Source organism: Microbacterium neungamense, from assembly GCF_024971095.1.
Classification (GTDB): Bacteria; Actinomycetota; Actinomycetes; order Actinomycetales; family Microbacteriaceae; genus Microbacterium; species Microbacterium neungamense.
On the sequence record NZ_CP069717.1, the window covers coordinates 24,588 to 44,267 of the forward strand.

Genomic DNA, 19,680 nt, shown 5'->3' on the forward strand with positions numbered 1-19,680 from the left:
CCTCACCGCGTGAGAGGGCGCCGCGAACGGATGCCGGTCAGCGCCAGCGTGTCGTCATCAGGAACCCGATCAGGGCGATGCCCAGGCCGATCGCGAGGTTCCACGCCTGGATGCCCGGGATCGGCAGCGCCTGTCCGGAGATGTAGTAGACGAGGATCCACACCAGCCCGAGGAGCATGAAGCCGACCATCACCGGCTTGAACCAGACGGCGTTGGGAGCCTCCTCGCCCTCCGCGCGCTCGACGGCGGGCTCTTCAGATCTGCGGTCTCGTGCCATGCCGACAGTCTAGCCATGGCGCATAGAATTCCCTCATGACGGCAACGGCTCCCGCGCGCCCGGCGCGACGGCGGTCGAGAGCCACCGTCACCAGCGTCCTCGGTGAGCTGCTTCTGACGGCCGGCGTGCTCGTGCTGCTCTTCGTCGCCTGGCAGATGTGGATCGGCGACGTCATCATCGGCGCGCAGAACAACGAGCGCGGCACCGAGCTCACCGAGAGATGGGCCGCCGAGCCGGTACCGGAGCCGCCGCCCGTGATCGCCGACGGACCGGCGCCGGTCTACGAGCCGCCCATGCTCGAGCATCCGGACGACGCCGAGGTCTTCGCGACCATGCGCGTGCCCCGCTTCGGCGCGGACTACAACGTCCCGATCGCCGGGGGCACCACGCGGGCGCGCACCCTCGACCGGATCGGCATCGGCGTGTACACGCAGTCGAAGATGCCGGGCGAGATCGGAAACTTCTCCGTCGCCGGCCACCGCACCACGTGGGGCCGGCCGTTCCACGAGATCGACCGGCTGCGGCTGAACGACGCCATCGTCGTGGAGACCGAGGTCGGCTGGTACACCTACCGCTTCCGCACGCTCGAGTACGTCCGCCCGGACGAGATCGAGGTGCTGCTGGACGTGCCGCAGATGCCGGAGATGCAGACCGGCGAACGGTTCATCACGCTGACGGCATGCTCGCCGATGTACTCCCTCGCCGAGCGGATCGTCGCGTACGGGGTGTTCGAGGGCTTCCAGCCGCGGGCGGAGGGCCCGCCGGCCTCGCTGACCGAGGGGGTCTCCTGATGTACGCCGCGCTGTGGCGCCTGCTGCCCGGCCCCTGGTGGGTGCGGGTGCTGATCCTGCTGATCCTGGTGGCGCTGGTGCTGTACGCGCTGTTCTTCCACGTCTTCCCGTGGATCAGCCCGCTGATCACCCCGGCCGAGGTGGACCTGGGATGACGACGCGGGTGCTCGTGGTCGACAACCACGACAGCTTCGTGCATACCCTGATCAGCTACCTGCGGGAGCTCGGTGCGGACGTGCGGATGGTCGAGGCGGATGCCGAGGATACCCCGGCCCTGACGGCGAGCGGCGCGCTGCTCGACGGCTGCGACGCCGTGATGGTCTCCCCCGGTCCCGGCACGCCGGCGGACGCCGGGGCGTCGATCGACGTGGTGCGCCTCGCGGCGGACCGGCGGATGCCGTTGCTCGGGGTCTGCCTCGGGCACCAGGCGATCGGGGCGGCGTTCGGCGCGCCCGTCGTGCCGGCTCCCGAGCTCATGCACGGGATGGTGTCGCAGGTGGAGCACGACGGGTCCGGGCTGTTCCGCGGACTGCCGTCGCCGTTCGCCGCCGGCCGCTACCACTCGCTGGCGCTGAAGGAGGTCGACCTGCCGCCGGAGCTGCGGGTCACCGCGCGCGCCGAGCACGGCACCGTGATGGCGATCGCGCACGAGACGCTGCCGATCGCCGGGGTGCAGTTCCACCCCGAGAGCATCCTCACCGAGGGCGGGCACCGGCTGCTGGCGAACTGGCTGGAGCTCGCCGGGCGGCGCTGACCGCTCCGGCGGCGGCCGGCGGCGCCGGTCAGCCTGTGCCGGTGCAGTGCCGCAACTCGACCGTGGACTGGATCGGGATGTCGCCCGGGGCGAGCGACATCGATGACACGGTGTGCGGCGTGGTGGCCGGGCAGTCCGGCACCGCGACCCGCACCGGGGTGAGCGACAGGCTCTCCAGCTCCCGCGTGGCGGCCTCGAGCGTCCAGCCGGTGAGGTTCTTCAGCGTCACGCGGCCGCTGGCGACGACGAGGTTCACGACCGTGCCCGGCTCCACCTCGGCGCCGGCCTCCTCACTGGCTTCGAGGACGATCCCCTCGCCGGTGACCGGGTCGTTCTCGGGGCGCACGGTGCCGAACACCAGTCCGGCATCCTCGAGCGCCTGCTTGGCCGCCTCCTGGCTGAGCCCCTCCAGCACCGGTACCGACACCGTCTGCGCGCCGCTGGAGACGTAGACGAGGATCTCCTCGCCCTTGTTCACCGTCGCGCCGGTGCCGGGCTCGGTGCGGATGACGTGGTCCTCGTCGAAGTCCGCGCTGGGCTCGGTGCGCAGCTCCGCGTGCAGGCCGAGCTCTTCGAGCGCCTCCTCGGCGTCGTCGGAGGTCATGTTGATCAGGTTGGGCACGGTGCGCGAGGTGCTCGGCACCTCCGGCGGGCGCATGCTGAGGCTGACCACCCAGAACAGCACGGATGCCACGAGTACGGCGATGAGCGCCACACCGGCCCAGATCCATGCCACCGGCGGGCCGGACTGGGTGCGGGTCATGGTCGTGTCGGTGCTCAGCTGCCGGAGCGTGCGGGCGGTCTCCTGCGCGTGCCGCGGATTCGGTCCGTACAGCTCGCTGGTGAGCGCCCCGATCTGCTTGCGGCTCGGCTCCCGCCCGCCGACCGCGGCGTCCAGCGCGGCGCGGAAGCTCGCGGCGTCCGGGAAGCGCTGGTAGGGGTCCTTGGCGAGGGCGCGCAGCACGACGGCGTCGAGCGCGCGCGGCACCTGCTCGTTGACCTCGGTGGGCGGCACCGGGGTCTCGCTCACGTGCTGGTAGGCGACCGCCACGGCGGAGTCGCCGCGGAACGGCTGCCGGCCGGTGAGCAGCTCGAACAGCACCACGCCGGTGGAGTACAGGTCGGTGCGGGCATCGACCGGCTCGCCCTTGGCCTGCTCGGGGGAGAAGTATGCGGCGGTGCCGATGATCTGCGTGGTCTCCGCGACCGTCGACGACGAGTCCGAGACGGCGCGCGCGATGCCGAAGTCCATCACCTTCACCGCGCCGGACGGCGTGATCATCACGTTCCCGGGCTTGATGTCGCGGTGGATGACGCCGGCGCGGTGCGAGTAGTCGAGCGCCTCGAGGATGCCGTCGACGTAGCGCACGGCATCCTGCACCGGCACCGGGCCCTGCGCGATGACATCCTTCAGCAGGGTGCCGTGGACGAGCTCCATCACGATGTAGGGGAGGTCGGTGCCGGATGCCGTGCCTCCCGACCCTGAGGCCGAGCCTCCGGACCCTGAGGCCGAGCCTCCGGACCCTGAGGCCGAGCCTCCGGACCCTGAGCCCGAGCCTCCGGACCCTGAGCCCGAGCCTCCGGACCCTGAGCCCGTCGAAGGGTCCCCCGCGTCGTACACGCGCACGATCGACGGATGCGACATCCGCGACGCCGCCTGCGCCTCGAGCCGGAACCGGGTGCGGAAGGCGGTGTCGCGCGCGAGTTCCTTGTCGAGGATCTTGATCGCGACCTCGCGGCCGAGGGTCAGGTCGTAGCCGCGGTACACCTTCGCCATGCCGCCATGCCCGATGAGCTCATCGACGCGATAGCGATCCGCGATGATGCGCGGCTCCGTGGACACGAAACGACCCCCCAGATGACGACGGCTGAACGAACTAGCTTAGGTTACCCTTCGCCCTGACCCTATCCCGCACCGTTCCCGGTGCCCGGCGTGGGGACGGGGACGGCGGGCAGGATCGTCGAGGATTGGCCGGCGGCCGACATCTCCGAGGGGCGGTCGCCGCAGAACGCGCGGTAGGTGGCGGTCACCGTCTGGCCGGCGGTGCCGTCGTTGACGACGATCGGGGCCTGGCGGTCACTCGGGCCGAAGGCCCGCGTCGTGCCGCCGGCCGCGAACTGCGCGTTGGTGAGCACCACCTCGTAGGACGTGACCGTGCCGGTGCCGGACGGGCAGGAGAACGCCGACCAGCTCACGGTGGCCTGCTCGCCCTCCTGGATGGTGCCGGAGAAGCTGGGTGCCGACTGGGGCTGCCCGATCGGGACCTGCTCCGCGAACAGCGTGAGGGTGAGCTGCGTGCCCTGCTCCACGGTGCCCCGCGGCTCCACGCTCTGCACGGTGCCCACCTGCTCGGGCGTCTCTGCGGGCGTGTTCCCGGTGACGCAGGTGACCTCCAGACCCGCGCTCTCGGCGGTCTGCTGGGCCGCGTCGCAGGTCATGCCGACCAGGCCGAGCGCGTCGACGTCCACGCGCTCCGGGTCGTCGGGCGTGGGCGACGGGGGCGGCGCGGTCGTGGTGCGCACCGGCGCCGAGCTGCGGCTGCCGGTCGGGTCGGCGCCGCTCTGACCCTGGTTCCCGAACAGAGCGAACAGGGTGCCGCCGAGCACGAGGAGCAGCAGCAGGATCAGCGCGATCAGCGGCCACGTCCACGGGCTGCGCTTCTTCTTCTCGGGCTTCTCCTCCTCGACCGGCTGCCCGGTGGGCAGCTGGGCCGTGGTCGGCATCATCCGGGTGGCCTGCTCATCGCCCACGCCGGTGAGGATGCGGGTCGCGTCGTCGGCATCCGACACGCCCGCACCCGCGATGGCGGGCACGGCGATCGCGGCGGAGTTCAGGTCGCCGCGGCGGAGCGCCTGCGCCGCGCGCGCGACCGTGGCGGCCGAGGACGGCCGGTCCGCCGGCTTCTTCGCAATCATCGCCATCACCAGGTTCTGCACCGGGATCGGCACGGTCGCCGGCAACGGCGGCGGCTGCTCGTTGATCTGCGCCATCGCGATGGCGACCTGCGACTCGCCGGTGAACGGGCGCTTGCCGGCGAGGCATTCGTAGGCCACGATGCCGAGCGAGTAGATGTCGGTGGCGGGGGAAGCCGCGTGACCCGACGCCTGCTCGGGCGACAGGTACTGCACGGTGCCCATCACCTGGCCGGTGGCGGTCAGCGGCACCTGGTCCGCGATGCGCGCGATGCCGAAGTCGGTGATCTTGACGCGGCCGTCCGGCGTGATCAGCAGGTTGCCGGGCTTGATGTCGCGGTGCACCAGGCCGGCGGCGTGCGCGGCCTGCAGTGCGGACGCGGTCTGCGCCACGATGTCGAGCGTCTTGTCGGCGCTCAGCGCCCCGTCGCGCTCCAGGATCGTCGACAGCGCCTCGCCGGGGACGAGCTCCATCACGAGGTAGGCGGAGCCGTTCTCCTCGCCGTAGTCGAACACGCTGGCGATGCCCTCGTGGTTCACGAGCGCGGCGTGACGGGCCTCGGCGCGGAAGCGCTCGAGGAACCCCGGGTCGCCCATGTACTCGTCCTTGAGGATCTTGATCGCGACCGTGCGGCCGATGACGTGATCCGTCGCCTCCCACACCTCGCCCATGCCGCCGATCGCGATCCGCGACTGCAGCTCGTAGCGACCACCGAACGACACACCCTGCGTCGGCCTCATCTGCCCAGCACCGCCTCTATGACCTGTTTGGCAATCGGCGCGGCAATGTCATTGCCGGATCCGGACTGCCCCATTCCACCGCCGTCCTCGACGACGACTGCCACCGCCACCTGCGGGTTCTCCGCGGGGGCGAAACCTGTGAACCACAGCGTGTGCGGACGCGACCCGCCGTTCTGCGCCGTACCCGTCTTACCGGCGACCTCGACCCCGTCTATTCTTGCACCCGTGCCCGCGCCGGAATCGACGCCGGCGACCAGCGCGCCGGTGATCGCGTCGGCGCCTGCCGCGTCGAGCACCTCGCCGAACACGGTGTCGGAGTACTGGCGGTGCACGGCGAAGTCGTCGCCGATCACGGCATCCACCATGCGCGGCGTCATCACCACGCCGTCGTTGGCGATCCCGGCGGCGACCATCGCCATCTGCAGCGGCGTCGCGGTGACCTGGCCCTGGCCGAATCCGGTCAGCGCCGTCTCCGGGTCGTTCAGCGAGGACGGGTAGCTGGACGGGGTGACCGCGAGCGGGATCTCCAGTTCGGCGTTGAAGCCGAACTTCTCGGCGGTCTCGCGGATCGTGCGGTCGCCGAGCTGGTACGCGAGGTCGGCCATCGGGATGTTGCAGCTCAGCCGCAGCGCCTCCGCGATGGTCGTCGTGGCCCCGTCGCCGCACGTGCCGCCCCACGCGTTCGAGATCTCCGTGGACGTGCCCGGAAGTGTGTACCGCGCCGGGTTGGGCAGCTGGCTGTCCATGGTCCACTTCCCGGACGCCAGGGCCGCGGCGGCCACGACGACCTTGAAGGTCGATCCCGGCGGGTTCAGGTCGCCGCCGATCGCGCGGTTGTAGAGCGGATGCGCGGGGTCGGCGGAGAGCTGGTCGTAGGCGGCGTTCACGGCATCCGGATCGTGCCCGGCGAGCGTGTTCGGGTCGAAGCCCGGGGTGGAGGCCATGGCCAGGATGCGGCCGCTGGACGGCTCGATCGCGACGACCGCGCCCTTCAGACCCTGCAGCGCATCCCAGGCCGCGCGCTGCGCGGCGGGGTTCAGGGTCAGCTCCACGCTCAGCCCCTGCTGCGGCTGGCCGGACAGGATCCGCTCGATCTCGCCGAAGAACGCGTTCGCGCCGGTGCCGGAGAGGTCGGAGTTCATCACGCGCTCGATGCCGGTGGACGAGTCCAGCACCGGGTTGTAGTAGCCGGTCACGGGGGCCCACATCGCGGCATCCGTGTACACGCGCTGGTACTGGTAGCGGTCGTCGACCGGGGTCGACGTCGCGATCGCGGTGCCGTCGACGACGATCGATCCGCGCTGGATCTCGTAGCTGTCCAGGCGGGTGCGCGTGTTCGCGGCGTTCTGGGCGAGGTTGTCGGCGTCGACGACCTGGATCCAGCTCGTCGCGATGAACAGCGACAGGAACATCGCCAGGATCACGAAGCTGAGACGCCGGAGCTCCCTGGTCATCCGATCACCACCCTGGGCTGACGGCGGACGGCGTCGCTGATGCGCAGCAGCAGCGCGACCACCAGCCAGTTGGCGATCAGCGACGAGCCGCCCGCGGCGAGGAACGGCGTGGTCAGACCGGTGAGCGGGATCACCCGCGTCACTCCGCCGACCATGATGAACACCTGCAGCGCGATCGTGAACGACAGCCCGGTCGCCAGCAGCTTGCCGAAGTCGTCCTGTCCTGCCAGGCCGATCCGAAGGCCACGGCTGACGAACACCATGTACAGGCAGAGGATCGCGAACAGCCCGACGATGCCGAGCTCCTCGCCCAGGCTGGGGATGATGTAGTCGCTGTGCGCGAGCGGCGTCACGTACGGCCGGCCCTGCCCCCACCCTGTGCCGATCAGACCGCCGTGCGCGAGGCCGAAGATGCCCTCGACGAGCTGGTAGCTGCCGCCGTCCGCGGCGATCACCTCGGGGTTGAACGCGTCCAGCCAGTTCCGGAAGCGACCTCGGACGTACTCCAGGATGCGGGTGGCCAGGAACGCCCCGACCGCCACGCCGGTGAGGCCGATGAGCACCCAGCTGGTCTTGCCGGTGGCGACGTAGAGCATCGCGATGAACATGCCGAAGATCAGCACGCCGGTGCCGAGGTCGCGCTGGCTGACGATGATCGCGAGGGACAGCACCCACACCACCAGGACCGGCCCCAGCTCGCGCATCCGCGGCCACGTGATGCCGAGGAACCTCTTGCCGACCGAGGCGAGGCTTTCCCGGGTGCGGACCAGGTAACCGGCGAAGAACACAGCAAGGCAGATCTTGGCGAGCTCGCCGGGCTGGAACGCGAACAGGCCCGGGATCGACACCCACACGTCGGCGTTGGAGCCCTCCGCCTTCAGTCCCGGGATGAACGGCAGGACCAGCAGCAGGATGCCGGCCAGGCCCGAGACATACGTGAAGCGGTACAGCACGCGGTAGTTGCGCAGCGCGATCACGAGGGCGATGGCCCCGGCGACCGAGAGCGCGGTCCAGGCGAGCTGCTTGGTGGAGTACGCGTCCCAGCCGGTGTTCCGCTGCGCGATGTCGATGCGGTAGATCATCGCGATCCCGAGGCCGGTGAGCAGGGTCGCGATCGGCAGCACGAACGGGTCGGCGTCGGATGCCACGAAGCGCAGCACCACGTGCAGGGCGAGCACCAGCACCGCGAGCACGCCGCCGATCGCGAGGATCAGCGGGTCGAGGGTGCCGAGCGCCCCGAGCTGCACGAGGCTGAACGCGGCACCGGACAGGGCGCAGGCGAACAGGAGCAGGGCGAGCTCCCGGTTGCGCTGCTTCTGCGGCATCCGGATCTTCTTCAGCGCCTTCAGGACGCTGGTGTCTGCGGTCACGGCGGTCATGGTGTCGGCGCTCCGGTCGGCGTCGGCGTGGCCGGCGGGGTCGGCGTCGGCGTGGGTTCGGGGGTCACCGGCGGGAGCATGCTGTCGCGCAGCCTCTCGGTGATCGCGTCCGCGTCGGCGAGGGAGCGGGCGTTGATGGTGCGCTCCACCGACGAGCGCTGGTACTGCGGCAGGTCGGCGAGCAGGATGCCGGTGTCGCGCACCTCGGTGGAGAGCACGATCGGGCCGAGGTTCTGCTGCACGCCGCGGAAGATCACCACGCTGTCCTCGTCGGCGCCGACGAAGTAGCGGGTCTGGGTCCAGCTGTAGGCCAGCCAGGCGCCGGCGACGAGGGCGAGCACAGCGGCGATGAACGCGGCGAACCAGGCGATCCGCCGGCGTCGGGCCCGGCGGCGGTCCTCCTCGATGATCTCCTCGAAGTACTCGGCATCCGGCTCGAAGTGCGTCGGCTCGTTCGCCGCCTGCAGCACCGGGTGCAGCCAGCCGGTGAGCGAGGGCCGCGCGGGTGCCGGGCTGGGCACCAGCAGCTCGGCCGGGTTGGATGCCGCGCCGACGATCGTGGCGGTGCCGGAGGAGAGCGGATGCGCGCCGCCGACGTCGACGATGACGATCGTGACGTTGTCGGGGGCGCCGCCGTCGAGGGCCTGCTTGAGCAGGCTGTCGGCGGTGCGCCCCGGGGGCAGTCCGAGGCGGAGCGCCTTGCGCAGGTGCGCCTCGTCCACCACGCCGGACAGGCCGTCGGAGCAGATCAGCCAGCGGTCCCCGGGCAGCGTGGGCATGACGAACATGTCCAGCTCGGGGTCGATGTCCATGTCGCTGAGCACGCGCATCAGCACCGAGCGCCGGGGGTGGTAGCGCGCCTCTTCGGGCGTGATCCGGCCGGAGTCGACGAGGCGCTGTACGAAGGTGTGGTCGGTGGTGATCTGGGTGAGCTCGTCGTCGCGGAAGAGGTAGATGCGGGAGTCGCCGATGTGGCCGATCACGGCGTAGTCGTCGACCATGATGATCGCGCTCAGCGTGGTGCCGAGGCCGGCGAGCTCGGGGCGCTCCTTGGCGGCGCGGACCAGGTCGGCCGCGGCGGTCGTCGCGGCGGCCTGCAGGGCGGCCTGCGCGTCGTCGGTGGAGGGGTAGGCGTGGTCCAGTCCCTCCATCCGCTGGATCGCGATGGTTGAGGCGACGTCGCCGCCCGCGTGTCCGCCCATGCCGTCCGCGACGACGAACAGGTTGGCCCCGGAGTATCCGGAGTCCTGGTTGTTGGAGCGGACCTTCCCGGTGTGGGAGATCGCGGCGCTCGAGCCCTCGAAGACCATGGTCCGGGTTACGCCCGCAGCTCGAAGGTCGTGGCCCCGACCTTGATCGGCGCGCCGATCGGGATCGGATGCGGACGGTCGGAGATGCGCTCGCCGGCGAGGAAGGTGCCGTTCGTCGAGCCGAGGTCCTGGATGGTCCAGGCGCCGCCGTGCAGGGCGAGGCGGGCGTGGTGGCTGGAGGTGTAGTCGTCGCGGATGACCAGGCCGGACTCGCTGGAGCGGCCGATCGTCATCGGCTCGGTGCCGAGGGGGACCTCGAGCCCGGCCTTCGGGCCGGAGGTGATGACGAGTTTGGTCGGCGTCCTGCCCGGTGACGGGGCGCTCGGCTTCGGGGCCGGCGCGGGACGGGCGGCGGGGGCAGCCGCGGCCTGCTCGGCCGGGAGCTTGCGGACCCGGACGCCGAAGAGGTCGGCGCGCAGCGAGTAGACGACGCCGAAGACGAAGAACCACAGCAGCACCAGGAACCCGATGCGCAGGATGAGGAGGACCAGTTCACTCACGGGGCGACCCCGAAGGCTCGCGTGGCGTCCTCGCCGCCGGCCGCGACCGGCACCACTCTGAACACCAGGTCGGTCCGGCCGATGGTGAAGACGGTGTCCGGCGGCAGGGCGGCCTCGCGGATCTTCTGCCCGTCGATCTTGGTGCCGTTCGTGGACCCGAGGTCGCGGAGCATCGCGCGCTCGCCGTCCCAGAGGATCTCGGCGTGGCGGCGGCTGGATCCGGCATCCGAGATCGTGATGGCGGCGTCGCTGCCGCGGCCGATCACGGTGCGGGCGCTGGTGAGCGGATGCCGGCGCCCGTCCACCTCGACGACGGCCTGCCAGGAGACGCGTCCCTCGACCGAGCCGGAGCTGACGCGCACCATCCCGGTCGAGAGCTTGTCGTCGGCCTCGAGGGAGATCGACAGTGGCCCGGCGAAGCTGTAGCCCTGGGTCTTCGCGTGCGTGGTGAGCAGCGCGTGCAGCTCCTCGTTCAAGGCGCGGCCGAGGCCCCGCATCCGCTCGGCGTCTTCGGGGCTGAGGCGTACGACGTAATCGTTGGGGGTGATGATGCGCTCGCGACTGACCACCGCGGCCTTCGTGTCGGCCTCGCGGCGGAGCGCCGAGGCGATCTCCACCGGCTGGATGCCGCTGCGGAAGGTCTTCGCGAACGCGCTGTTCACCGCGCGCTCAAGACCCTTCTCAAAGCTGTCAAGTAGTCCCACTGGGCTCCTCTGGCATGCCGACCGGTACGCACATCGTAGCCAGCCCGCCTGAAGATCCGCCTCTGCGGGTCGCCTGGAGCGGGCGCGGCCGCGGTGCGGGTGGCCGGGCGGTCGGGTGGGCGGGTGGTCACGGGGCGGGTGGTCGGGGGCGAGACGTGGCCATCAGCACGAGACTCAGTCCCTGGCGCTGAGTCTCGTGCCGGAAAGCAAGTCTCGCGTCGGATGCCGCGGACGGATGCCGGACGGATGCCGTGCAAGAGGAGGTCCGCGCACGTGATATCCTCGGGAGGTTGAGTTCTCCGGAACACGACATGCGCGAGTGGCGGAATAGGTAGACGCGCTGGCTTCAGGTGCCAGTGTCCTTACGGACGTGGGGGTTCAAGTCCCCCCTCGCGCACAGAACGGCCGAGGGCCCGGACCGCAAGGTTCGGGCCCTCGGCCGTCTCGTGTTCAGGGTGGGCCCTTGGAGCGCTGGGCCCGGCGGAGGCGGCGGAGCGTTCAGGCGACCTTCGCGGGGCCGGCGGCGACGCCGGTGCGGTAGAGGTCCGCGAGGGCATCCACTCCCCCGCCTCGAAGGCGCGCAGCTGGCGCTCCGCGCCGGTGCCGTCGCGGCGGAGGCGTTCCAGGTGCTCGTCGACGAAGGCCGCGTCGCCCAGATCGTCGAGCACGGGACGGATGCCGGCCAGCAGGCGGTCCACAGCGCCCCAGGCATCCTCGATCCCGTCGCTGGCGGGAGTGAAGAAGCGGGCGCGCATGCCGTGCCGGGCGGCCAGCCACAGCGAGGCGTCGAGATCCTCGTGACGCGCCTCGTCGTCCAGGCCGTCGGCGCACGCGATGGCGCGGATGAGTGCGACCAGCAGGAGCGTGTCCTCGACCCGCAGCTGCGCATCGGTGACGCGGGCCTCGACGGTGTCGAAGCGCTCGGACAGCCGCACCGCCCAGGACACCGAGGACGAATCCGGGAGCAGGCCGATGCGCACCATGCGCTCGACCATGGAGTGGTAGTCCTCGGCATCCGCGAATCGAGGCGGGCACCACGAGACCGGAAGCAGGCGGATGAGGATGCTGCGCCAGCTGGCGAAGCCGGACGGGCCGCCATACGCGAACGGCGCGTTCGTGCTGAGCGCGAGCAGCACCGGCAACCACACCCGGAGGCGCCGCAGGGCGCGCACCCGCTCCTCGTCGTCGGGCACCTCGACGTGCACGTGGAGGCCGTTCACCTCGTGCTCGCGGGTGATCCCGCCCAGCAGCGCGGCCACCTCGTCGTAGTGCGGCGACACCGAGACGTCCGGACCGCCGATGAGGGTGAACGGCGTGCCGGTGGGACCGCTGATCGCGCCGAGCCTGGCGGCGTGGGCCGCCACGGTGCCACGCAGCTCGACCAGTTGCGTCGACGCCTCGTCGAGTGTGGCGACCGGGTCGGTGGCGCACTCCAGCTGGCTGGTCAGGTACTCCTTGGAGATGCTGCCGCCGGGGGTACCGGCGCGCAGCACCTGCCGCTGCGCACTCGCCGCGGACAACGGCACCAGGGTGCGGTCGTCGAGCAGCACGAACTCCTCCTCGACGCCGAAGCGGACCGATCGCGGCATGGGGACCTCCAGGAAGAAAGGGGCGATGCGCCGCCGGCATCCCGAAGGGCCGACGGCGCACCGCCTGGTAGGGGGCGGGATCTCAGTGTGACCCCGTGCGGAGAGGGGTCACTTGTCGTCGTCGAACGCGTCCTTGACGCCTTCCTTGACCTCGTCACCGGCCTGCTTCACGTTGGCCTTCGCCTGGTCGAGCTTGCCCTCGGCCTGAAGGCTCTCGTTGTCGGTCGCGTCGCCGATGCCCTCCTTGGCCTTGCCGACCATCTCCTCCGCCTTGTGCTTGGCCTTGTCCATGGCTCCCACAGCACTCTCCCTTCGTTACGGGACGGTGTGCCGCCCCTCGATGAGTGGAATGCCACTGTGCCACCGAGCAGGGCGACGGGCGACGGGATTGACAGCCGGGCGGCGGGCAGGGTAGCGGGAACGGGCCGCGAGCGGGGCGGAGGCGGACCGTGGAGCGGCCATGGTGACGGAGGCGGCCCGGCGGGGCGGGCGATGAACGGATGCCGTGAGCGCTGTCGCGGTTTCGGGGGAGACGGTGCCTCGCTGTGCGTCCGTCTCCTCCCGAACCTGCGATCCCCCTGAGAAACCCTTCGCCACTCCCCCAGGTGAGAGTTCCCTCCCGTATGGTGAAGGGGCATGCCTCGGGAGATCGATCGCCGCCGTCGTATCCCCAGCGACGGAGCGGCTATCCCCAGCGCCTCGACGATCCCGTCGACCGGCCCGATCCGCGATTTCTGCCGCGCGAGGCTATCGACTGGATACTCGCTCTGCCCGATCGCCATCAGCACCCCGACGTGGGGAAGCCGCACCCGAGTGCCGCGTACTTCAAGAGTCGTGGAGCCTGGTATCGGCGGTGAGTGGCCGACCGCTGGGGAAGCGCCTGTTGATCACAGCCCGCGGTAGTAGTCCCGGATGACCCGGGCCATCAAGACACGACGCTCCGCCAGGAACTCCTGATACGAGTCGGCAGTCGTCGTGCGCAGCGACTCCGGCACGGCATTGGCGGCGAAGTTCGAGGTGAGCTCATCGTGTGAGGTGATCTCTCCGAGTCGCATCACGCCGGTGTCGATCTGCTCGTCCACGATGCTCATGTAGTCCGCGGGTGCCCGATCCTTGATCGCGATGTTGATGGGGGTTTCGGTGAGCGCGTAGTTGGCGATCTGGTTGTAGTCCGAACGATCGTTGATCCCGTTCTTCACGAGGTAGTTCTTCGGGACGATGTGGTGCACATCTCCCATTTCCTCGATCATGCTCGTAATGGTCACGTTCTTGGACAGGAACCCGCGCGCACCGGTGTGTGATTGCGCAGCCAGGAATGTGAGGAAGTACGGGCTGCGCACGCTCGACGTCTTCATCTCCATCGGCAGTGCGACATCCCAATAGTTGTCGGCGAGCTGTGAAGCCTCGATATCGGCGAGCGCCTGGCGGGCACCGACTTCTTCGATACGGCGGATGTCCGCCTCGAAAGCGGTCTCGAAGCTGCCCGTGTAGCGCCCGGTGAGGGTCGACATCACGAACCACTTGCGCACCACGTGCTTGATGTCCGCCTCGTTGAGCCCGGCATCCGCGCGCAGTCGCAGGTACAGCGCGTAGGCGAAGTTCAGTGCGTTCTTCGAACTGATCAGTTTCGGGGCGATGAATCCGGCCGAGCGAATCGTGAGGACGAACTGCTGGAAGTTCCGCTGATTCACGATTCGGAGCAGAACCTGTCGCAGACGCTCGAACGACTCCACGGCGAGCTCTTCGCTGAATGAACGCGTGTCGAAATCGCGTCCGGAGAGGACGCTGACCAGAGCCGACACCTTGCCGCGGCCGAACTCCGTCAATCCGGCGACGCGGATCACGTCGGTGTACTTCGGGTCGTAGAGATCCGAGGCGTCGTCCTTGAGCCACTGCAACGCGTTGAGATATCCGGATGCCGCGAACTCGGCGTCATTCGCGGCGATATCGTCATAGACGTGCGGCGCCACAGACAGATGCGAGAAGTAGTCGATGAGCTTGCGGAGGTCGGCGCCCAACCTCCCATGGCTGGCGATCTTGCTCATCGCGAAATCCGCGCTGCTGAGCGGAACACCCTTTGAGTTGATGCGGATGAAGATCTCGGTGACGGTCTCGATGTCGAGATCCTCGTCGAGGGTGATGATTCCGACCTGCGCTTGGCGGATCGACGAAAGGCGTTCGAGTGCACGCTCGGCGATCTCGGGAGCGACGTCCGGGTTCGCCTCCAGGTACGCCTTTGTGGCGGAATAGCTCGATGGCGCGTTGATGAACTCTGAGACGTCGGAGATCCATGCATGGTCGCGCTCGATGACAGGGGTCAAGGTGGCGAACGTCTCGGTCGCCGGGTTGAATGCGATCTTGATGCGCTTCCTGCGGTACGACTTGTCGACGACATGTTGCCCGACAAGCGCCGCGGTCATCGCCGTGATGCGCTGCTGTCCGTCGATGAGGATCTGCCGGAACGCCGACTTCGACCCGTCCTTCAGGCCCACGTCGGCGCTCTGCCACGTGATGAGATAGCCGACCGGGAAGCCGTTGTAGAGCGAGTCGAGCAGATCACGCACCTTGGTCGAATCCCACACGAACGGCCGCTGCATCTCGGGAATCGCGATCTGACCTGAGCGAACCCAGGAGAGCAGAGTGTCCACTGGTTGCTGGTGGACCGAGTACTTCGCCATGCTGTCCCTTCGGGCGGCCCGTCGTGGGCGGTGTTGCGGATCGCTGATCCGTACCCTACCGGTGCCACGGACCGTCACCGGTGAGGTCCAGCCCTCGCACCGGAGGGGGCCGGGAGACGGCCATTGTCCGCGGGGCAGGCCATGATGTTCACATGTCCTTCGAAGACGACCTCCATGAGGCACTCCCCTGGCTGCGGGCAATGCCGCACCTAGGCCGTGTTGCTAAATGCTGGTTCGGGGCCTTCGGGTGATTCTTGAGGCGTGTCGCGAGATGTCATCACGGACGAGGTCTGGGAGCTGATCCGGGACGTGTTCCCGCCGGTGAGGACACGGGGCCGTCCTCCGGTGGATCGGCGCACGGTGGTCGAGGCGACCGCGTGGCGGTTCCGCACGGGATCGGCGTGGCGAGACCTGCCCGATCGGTTCGGGAGCTGGAACACGATCTACAAGAACTTCCGCCGGTGGGCGAGCGACGGCGTCTGGGAGGACCTGCTCACCCACGTGCAGAAGCGGGCGTCGCTTCAGGGTGAGATCGACTGGGTCGTGTCGGTGGATTCCTCGATCGCGCGTGTCCATCAGCATGGCGCGACCTTGCCCCGGGTCACAGGGGGATCCGTCGAACTACAAGAAGTCCGGGCCAGAGCCTCCTGACCACGCGATCGGCCGGTCACGGGGTGGTTTGACGACGAAGATCCATCTCGTCTGCGACGGGCAGGCCCGGGCGCTGGCGTTCGTCCTCACTGGCGGGCAGGTCGCAGACACGAGCATGTTCACCTGCGTACTCGACGAGATCCACGTCCCCGGCCGAGGGCCTGTGCGCACGAGGCCGGACCGGGTGCTCGCGGACAAGGGCTACCCGTCGAAGAAGAACCGGGCCTGGCTGCGCGAGCGCGGCGTCAAGGCCACGATCCCCGAACGCGACGACCAGATCGCGCACCGTCGCAAGCGTCCGGGCCGTCCGATCGACTTCGGCGATGAGCAACGGGAGCGCTACAAGGGCCGCAACGTCGTCGAGCGGTGCTTCAACTTCGTGAAGCAGTGGCGCGGACTCGCTTCCCGCTACGACAAGACCGCCCGGTCATACGCGGCAGGGATCTGCCTCTCCGCCGCCTTGCAATGGATTTAGCAACACGGCCTAGCCTTCCGGGGGCCTCTGGCACCATCGCACCGAAACTCGATTTTGTCCCCCAAATGGGGGACAAAATCTTCAGATCTGTTGTACGCTGGTATCCGACGCACCCTCCGGTCGTCTTCCGGCCCCCATCGCTCCCCCCGCGGTGGGGGCCTTCAACGTCCATCGGCGGATGCCGCGGGCCGCGCCCGGCCCGCCCCGGATCATCGCACCGACGGGTAGCGACGTGCCTCTGCAACATTTGGATCACCTTCTGTCAACCCGTACCGCCGCATCCGTGCCCTGGGCTAGCGTTAGCACCAGTCGGCGCAGCCCGCGGCGGCTTGGCAATCAGCAGAACGGCAGTAAATGAGCACCCAGGGCACGGTCAAGTGGTTCAACTCGGAGAAGGGCTTCGGCTTCATCTCCCCCGACGACGGCGGCGACGACCTCTTCGCGCACTACACCGCCATCCAGGCATCCGGCTACCGCTCCCTTGAGGAGAACCAGCGCGTCGAGTTCGACGTCGCGCAGGGTCCCAAGGGCCTGCAGGCCGAGAACATCCGCCCCCTCTGAGGCGGGACTCACCGGACTCCCCGTTCCCGGACCATGTCGTCCGGGGCGGGGAGTTCGTGCGTCGAGGGCGCCCCGCGGGCGACGAGCGGGCTCGGCGTGTGCTGAGGGGGCCCGGCCTCAGGCATCCGTCCGCCGCATGCCTTCGATGAGCGTGCGGAAAGACCCCTCCCACGCGTCGCCCACGGGCGCACCGCGCAGCTGCAGCGTCGCCAGCCCCTCGCACAGCGCATGGAAGGCGAAGGTGTGCGCGCGGAGGGCGGACGCGGGCGCGCCCTCGGGCAGCACCCGGGCGATCCGTGCGCGGAGCCGGGCGAGCGCCGAGCGCTGCAGCGGGCGGATCTCTGGCCACGCGGCCTCGGCGGGTTCGCTGTCGTGGAAGGCGACCCGGAAGAGCGCCGTGTGCTCAATCGCAAGGCGGCGGAAGACGAGGCCGGCGGCGACGAGGTCGGATGCCGGGTCCTCGGTCTCCGGAACGGCCGCGACCTCCTGCTCGAGGATGCGGAAGGCCCGGCCGGCGAGAGCGGCCAGCAGGTCGCGCTTGGACCCGAACGTGCTGTACACGGCGCGCGTGCTCGTGCCGGTCGCGCCCGCGAGCGCGCGGATCGAGAGCGCCTCGACACCCGAGGACTCGATCAGGCGCTCCGCCGCGTCGAGCAGGCGCAGAGCGGTCGCCTCGTCATGCATCCGTGGTCGCCCCATGCTTGACAGCATACCGAAACGGCGTTACGTTACGGTGTAACGATAGGCGTGCGGCGGCTGGGGAGCGGCGATGGACGGCGAGCGGCGGGGAGAGCCGGAGGGGCGTGCGCGCTTCCGGACGCTGCGCAGGGCGGCCTTCGCGAGCCGCGGCTTCCCGGCAGCCGAGCGGCTGATCACGGATGCACCAGGACGGCGGACGGCCGTCCTCGACCACGGCACCGGGCCGGCGGTGCTGCTGATCCACGGCGGCGTGGGGGTCACCGCCGAATGGGCGCCGATCGCGGGGCGGCTGTCGGGGCGCGTGCTCGTCGCGGACCGGCCGGGATTCGGCCTGTCGGATCCGAGGGATGTGCGGGTGCGCGGATTCCGGCGGGCGTCCGCGGAGTGGGTCGCGACGCTCCTCGATGCGCTCGAGCTCGACCGCGTCGACCTCGTCGCCGGGTCGATGGGCGGGTTCGTCGCCACGGCGTTCGCCACCGCGCATCCGGATCGGGTGCGCCGGCTCGTGCTCGGCGACCAGGACCGCCTGCTGCCGCCGTCCGCGGCGCAGGCGCTGGCGAGGCGGATGCCCGATGCCGAGGTGACGGTGGTCGCGGATGCCGGGCACATCCCGCATCTGGATCACCCGGAGGCCGTCGCGGCGGCGATCGCGGAGGCGCGGCGGTAGCGCGAGCGGGTCCGCGGCGCGACCGGGTCGGCGCCGGGGCCGTGTCAGGCGAGCAGCAGGCTGCGCAGCTGCTCGGGCGCGGCGGCGCGATGGACGGCGCCCGCTCCCTCACCGGCATCCCCGAAGCCCCACTCGGCGAAGATCACCGGGATGCCGTGCTCGGCGGCGCCGTCGATGTCGTGATGCCGATCGCCGATGAGCACCGGTGAGCTGACGTCGGCGCCGGCATCCGCGAGGCGCTCGAGGGCGCGGGCGACGACGAAGGACTTGCCGTCGCTGCGGCCCTCCGGGCCCGGGCGCGCCCCCGAGATCGCGGTGAAGGCGGCGAGCAGCTCATAGTGCTCGAGGATCGCGGCGACCTGGTTCTCGGGCTTGGTGCTCGCGGTGGCCTGCGGGATGCCGGCATCCGACACCGCGCGGATCACGTCCGCCACACCCGGGTACAGGGCCACGGATGCCGCGTATCCGTCGGCCGCGGCCAGGGCGCGGTACCGGCCCAGCGCCTCCTCGGCCTGTTCGGGCGTCATCCCGGCGTGGAGCTGGAACGACTCGAACATGGGCGGGCCGATCCACGCGGCGAGGGCCTCGGGCGCGGGCTCGGGCAGGCCGTACGAGGCGAACACCTGTCGCAGTCGGGGAAGGATGCCCGCGGATGCGTCGGCGATCGTGCCGTCGACGTCCCAGAGGATGCAGGAGTAGCGGGAGGCGGGCATGCCCTCCAGCCTACGGGTGCCGACTGCGCGCTCGCGCGCCGGCGGACGCCCGGACCCTGAGCCCGTCGCCCGACCCCGAGCCCGTCGAAGGACCCTGAGCCTGTCGAAGGGTCCCGCCTCCTCCCTCAGAACAGCCGCGGAACGCCCGACTCGAGGCCCTTCATCTCCTCGTAGTCCAGCACCAGGCAGCGGATGCCGCGGTCCTCGGCCAGCACGCGCGCCTGCGGCTTGATCTCCTGCGCCGCGAAGACGCCCCGCACCGGGGCGAGGTGCGGATCCCGGCCGAGCAGTTCCAGGTAGCGGGTGAGCTGCTCGACGCCGTCGATGTCGCCCCGGCGCTTCACCTCGACCGCGATCGCCGCCCCCGCCGCATCCCGCACGAGCAGGTCCACGGGACCGATCGCGGTCGGGTACTCCCGGCGCACCAGGGTCGCCCCCTCGGCGACGAGCTCGACCTGTTCGGCGAGGAGGCGCTGCAGATCCGCCTCCACGCCGTCCTTCTGCAGCCCGGGGTCGATGCCGAGGTCGTGGTTCGAGTCGTGGATGACCTCGTAGATCTGCACGCGCAGGGCATCCCCGGTCTTCTTGTGCGTGACGCGCCACACCTCGACGACGCCGGCGCCGGCCTCCTCCTCCCCCGGCTCCTCGGTGGCGAGCGAGCACGGCGGGCTCATCCAGTTCAGCGGCTTGTAGCTGCCGCCGTCGGAGTGCACCAGCAGGCTGCCGTCGCCCTTGTGCACCAGCAGGCGCGTGGCCAGGGGCAGGTGGGCGTTGAGACGACCGGTGTAGTCGACGGAGCAGCGGGCGATGACGAGACGCACCCG

At 70.1% G+C, this 19,680-nt stretch carries 19 protein-coding genes, 1 tRNA gene and 1 pseudogene; 7 read left to right on the forward strand and 14 right to left on the reverse strand.

Features of this window, described 5'->3' with window-relative positions:
• Window positions 1–37: 37 nt before the first annotated feature.
• Window positions 38–277, reverse strand: coding sequence for a cell division protein CrgA (locus JSY13_RS00140; RefSeq protein WP_259607010.1), 240 nt, complete (start codon window positions 275–277; stop codon window positions 38–40).
• Between the two features lie 35 nt (window positions 278–312).
• On the opposite strand from JSY13_RS00140, the gene JSY13_RS00145 reads away from it, so the two are divergent.
• From JSY13_RS00145 to JSY13_RS00155, 3 genes are read left to right on the forward strand one after another with little or no spacing between them, the layout of a single operon-like run.
• On the forward strand, window positions 313–1,068 hold the full coding sequence (locus JSY13_RS00145; RefSeq protein WP_259607011.1) for a class E sortase: 756 nt from the start codon (window positions 313–315) through the stop codon (window positions 1,066–1,068).
• Window positions 1,068–1,223 carry a hypothetical protein gene (locus tag JSY13_RS00150; protein WP_259607012.1) on the forward strand — a complete coding sequence of 52 codons (156 nt, stop codon included), beginning with the start codon at window positions 1,068–1,070 and terminating at the stop codon, window positions 1,221–1,223. The genes JSY13_RS00145 and JSY13_RS00150 overlap by 1 nt, the downstream gene beginning before the upstream one ends.
• A complete protein-coding gene (locus JSY13_RS00155; RefSeq protein ID WP_259607013.1) occupies window positions 1,220–1,822 on the forward strand; it encodes an anthranilate synthase component II in 603 nt (200 codons plus the stop codon). Before JSY13_RS00150 ends, JSY13_RS00155 begins: the two co-directional genes overlap by 4 nt.
• 28 nt (window positions 1,823–1,850) lie before the next feature.
• Here JSY13_RS00155 and JSY13_RS00160 read toward each other — a convergent pair whose 3' ends face one another.
• From JSY13_RS00160 to JSY13_RS00190, 7 genes are all read right to left on the reverse strand, one after another.
• On the reverse strand, window positions 1,851–3,665 hold the full coding sequence (locus tag JSY13_RS00160) for a protein kinase domain-containing protein (protein WP_432806421.1): 1,815 nt from the start codon (window positions 3,663–3,665) through the stop codon (window positions 1,851–1,853).
• A 62-nt stretch (window positions 3,666–3,727) separates the two neighbouring features.
• Complete coding sequence (locus tag JSY13_RS00165; protein ID WP_259607014.1) at window positions 3,728–5,476, reverse strand: serine/threonine protein kinase; 1,749 nt, start codon at window positions 5,474–5,476, stop codon at window positions 3,728–3,730.
• Complete coding sequence (locus JSY13_RS00170; RefSeq protein WP_259607015.1) at window positions 5,473–6,930, reverse strand: peptidoglycan D,D-transpeptidase FtsI family protein; 1,458 nt, start codon at window positions 6,928–6,930, stop codon at window positions 5,473–5,475. The genes JSY13_RS00165 and JSY13_RS00170 overlap by 4 nt, the downstream gene beginning before the upstream one ends.
• Window positions 6,927–8,309 (reverse strand): FtsW/RodA/SpoVE family cell cycle protein, encoded by a 1,383-nt coding sequence (locus JSY13_RS00175; RefSeq protein WP_259607016.1) that lies wholly within the window; start codon window positions 8,307–8,309, stop codon window positions 6,927–6,929. The genes JSY13_RS00170 and JSY13_RS00175 overlap by 4 nt, the downstream gene beginning before the upstream one ends.
• The gene (locus JSY13_RS00180; protein ID WP_259607017.1) at window positions 8,306–9,619 is read right to left on the reverse strand and encodes a PP2C family protein-serine/threonine phosphatase; all 1,314 of its coding nucleotides are present in this window, start codon (window positions 9,617–9,619) and stop codon (window positions 8,306–8,308) included. The genes JSY13_RS00175 and JSY13_RS00180 overlap by 4 nt, the downstream gene beginning before the upstream one ends.
• Window positions 9,620–9,627: 8 nt before the next feature.
• A complete protein-coding gene (locus tag JSY13_RS00185) occupies window positions 9,628–10,119 on the reverse strand; it encodes an FHA domain-containing protein FhaB/FipA (protein WP_259607018.1) in 492 nt (163 codons plus the stop codon).
• Window positions 10,116–10,823 (reverse strand): FHA domain-containing protein, encoded by a 708-nt coding sequence (locus JSY13_RS00190; RefSeq protein WP_259607019.1) that lies wholly within the window; start codon window positions 10,821–10,823, stop codon window positions 10,116–10,118. Before JSY13_RS00190 ends, JSY13_RS00185 begins: the two co-directional genes overlap by 4 nt.
• A gap of 313 nt (window positions 10,824–11,136) precedes the next feature.
• Between JSY13_RS00190 and JSY13_RS00195 the strand changes: the two genes are divergently transcribed.
• Window positions 11,137–11,220 (forward strand) — tRNA-Leu (locus JSY13_RS00195).
• Here the strand turns inward: JSY13_RS00195 and JSY13_RS00200 are convergent.
• From JSY13_RS00200 to JSY13_RS00210, 3 genes are all read right to left on the reverse strand, one after another.
• The gene (locus JSY13_RS00200) at window positions 11,186–12,412 is read right to left on the reverse strand and encodes a YbdK family carboxylate-amine ligase (RefSeq protein ID WP_259607020.1); all 1,227 of its coding nucleotides are present in this window, start codon (window positions 12,410–12,412) and stop codon (window positions 11,186–11,188) included. The genes JSY13_RS00195 and JSY13_RS00200 overlap by 35 nt on opposite strands.
• A gap of 108 nt (window positions 12,413–12,520) precedes the next feature.
• Window positions 12,521–12,703: a CsbD family protein gene (locus JSY13_RS00205; RefSeq protein ID WP_432806422.1), complete on the reverse strand. Its 183-nt coding sequence runs from the start codon at window positions 12,701–12,703 to the stop codon at window positions 12,521–12,523.
• A 596-nt stretch (window positions 12,704–13,299) separates the two neighbouring features.
• Entirely contained in the window at window positions 13,300–15,090 is a 1,791-nt protein-coding gene (locus JSY13_RS00210) for a GmrSD restriction endonuclease domain-containing protein (protein ID WP_259607022.1), read from the reverse strand.
• A gap of 261 nt (window positions 15,091–15,351) precedes the next feature.
• On the opposite strand from JSY13_RS00210, the pseudogene JSY13_RS12615 reads away from it, so the two are divergent.
• Together JSY13_RS12615 and JSY13_RS00225 are read left to right on the forward strand one after the other, a co-directional pair.
• Window positions 15,352–16,216 (forward strand): annotated as a pseudogene (locus JSY13_RS12615) (IS5 family transposase).
• Window positions 16,217–16,570: 354 nt separating this feature from the next.
• On the forward strand, window positions 16,571–16,777 hold the full coding sequence (locus JSY13_RS00225; RefSeq protein ID WP_259607023.1) for a cold-shock protein: 207 nt from the start codon (window positions 16,571–16,573) through the stop codon (window positions 16,775–16,777).
• Window positions 16,778–16,894: 117 nt separating this feature from the next.
• Here JSY13_RS00225 and JSY13_RS00230 read toward each other — a convergent pair whose 3' ends face one another.
• The gene (locus JSY13_RS00230; RefSeq protein ID WP_259607024.1) at window positions 16,895–17,476 is read right to left on the reverse strand and encodes a TetR/AcrR family transcriptional regulator; all 582 of its coding nucleotides are present in this window, start codon (window positions 17,474–17,476) and stop codon (window positions 16,895–16,897) included.
• 70 nt (window positions 17,477–17,546) lie between these two features.
• On the opposite strand from JSY13_RS00230, the gene JSY13_RS00235 reads away from it, so the two are divergent.
• Window positions 17,547–18,143 carry an alpha/beta fold hydrolase gene (locus tag JSY13_RS00235; RefSeq protein ID WP_259607025.1) on the forward strand — a complete coding sequence of 199 codons (597 nt, stop codon included), beginning with the start codon at window positions 17,547–17,549 and terminating at the stop codon, window positions 18,141–18,143.
• Window positions 18,144–18,187: 44 nt separating this feature from the next.
• On the opposite strand, the gene JSY13_RS00240 is transcribed toward JSY13_RS00235, so the two are convergent.
• Both JSY13_RS00240 and nucS read right to left on the reverse strand, forming a co-directional pair.
• Entirely contained in the window at window positions 18,188–18,856 is a 669-nt protein-coding gene (locus tag JSY13_RS00240; RefSeq protein WP_259607026.1) for an HAD hydrolase-like protein, read from the reverse strand.
• 125 nt (window positions 18,857–18,981) lie between these two features.
• Complete coding sequence (nucS, locus tag JSY13_RS00245; protein WP_259607027.1) at window positions 18,982–19,677, reverse strand: endonuclease NucS; 696 nt, start codon at window positions 19,675–19,677, stop codon at window positions 18,982–18,984.
• Between the last annotated feature and the right edge of the window lie 3 nt (window positions 19,678–19,680).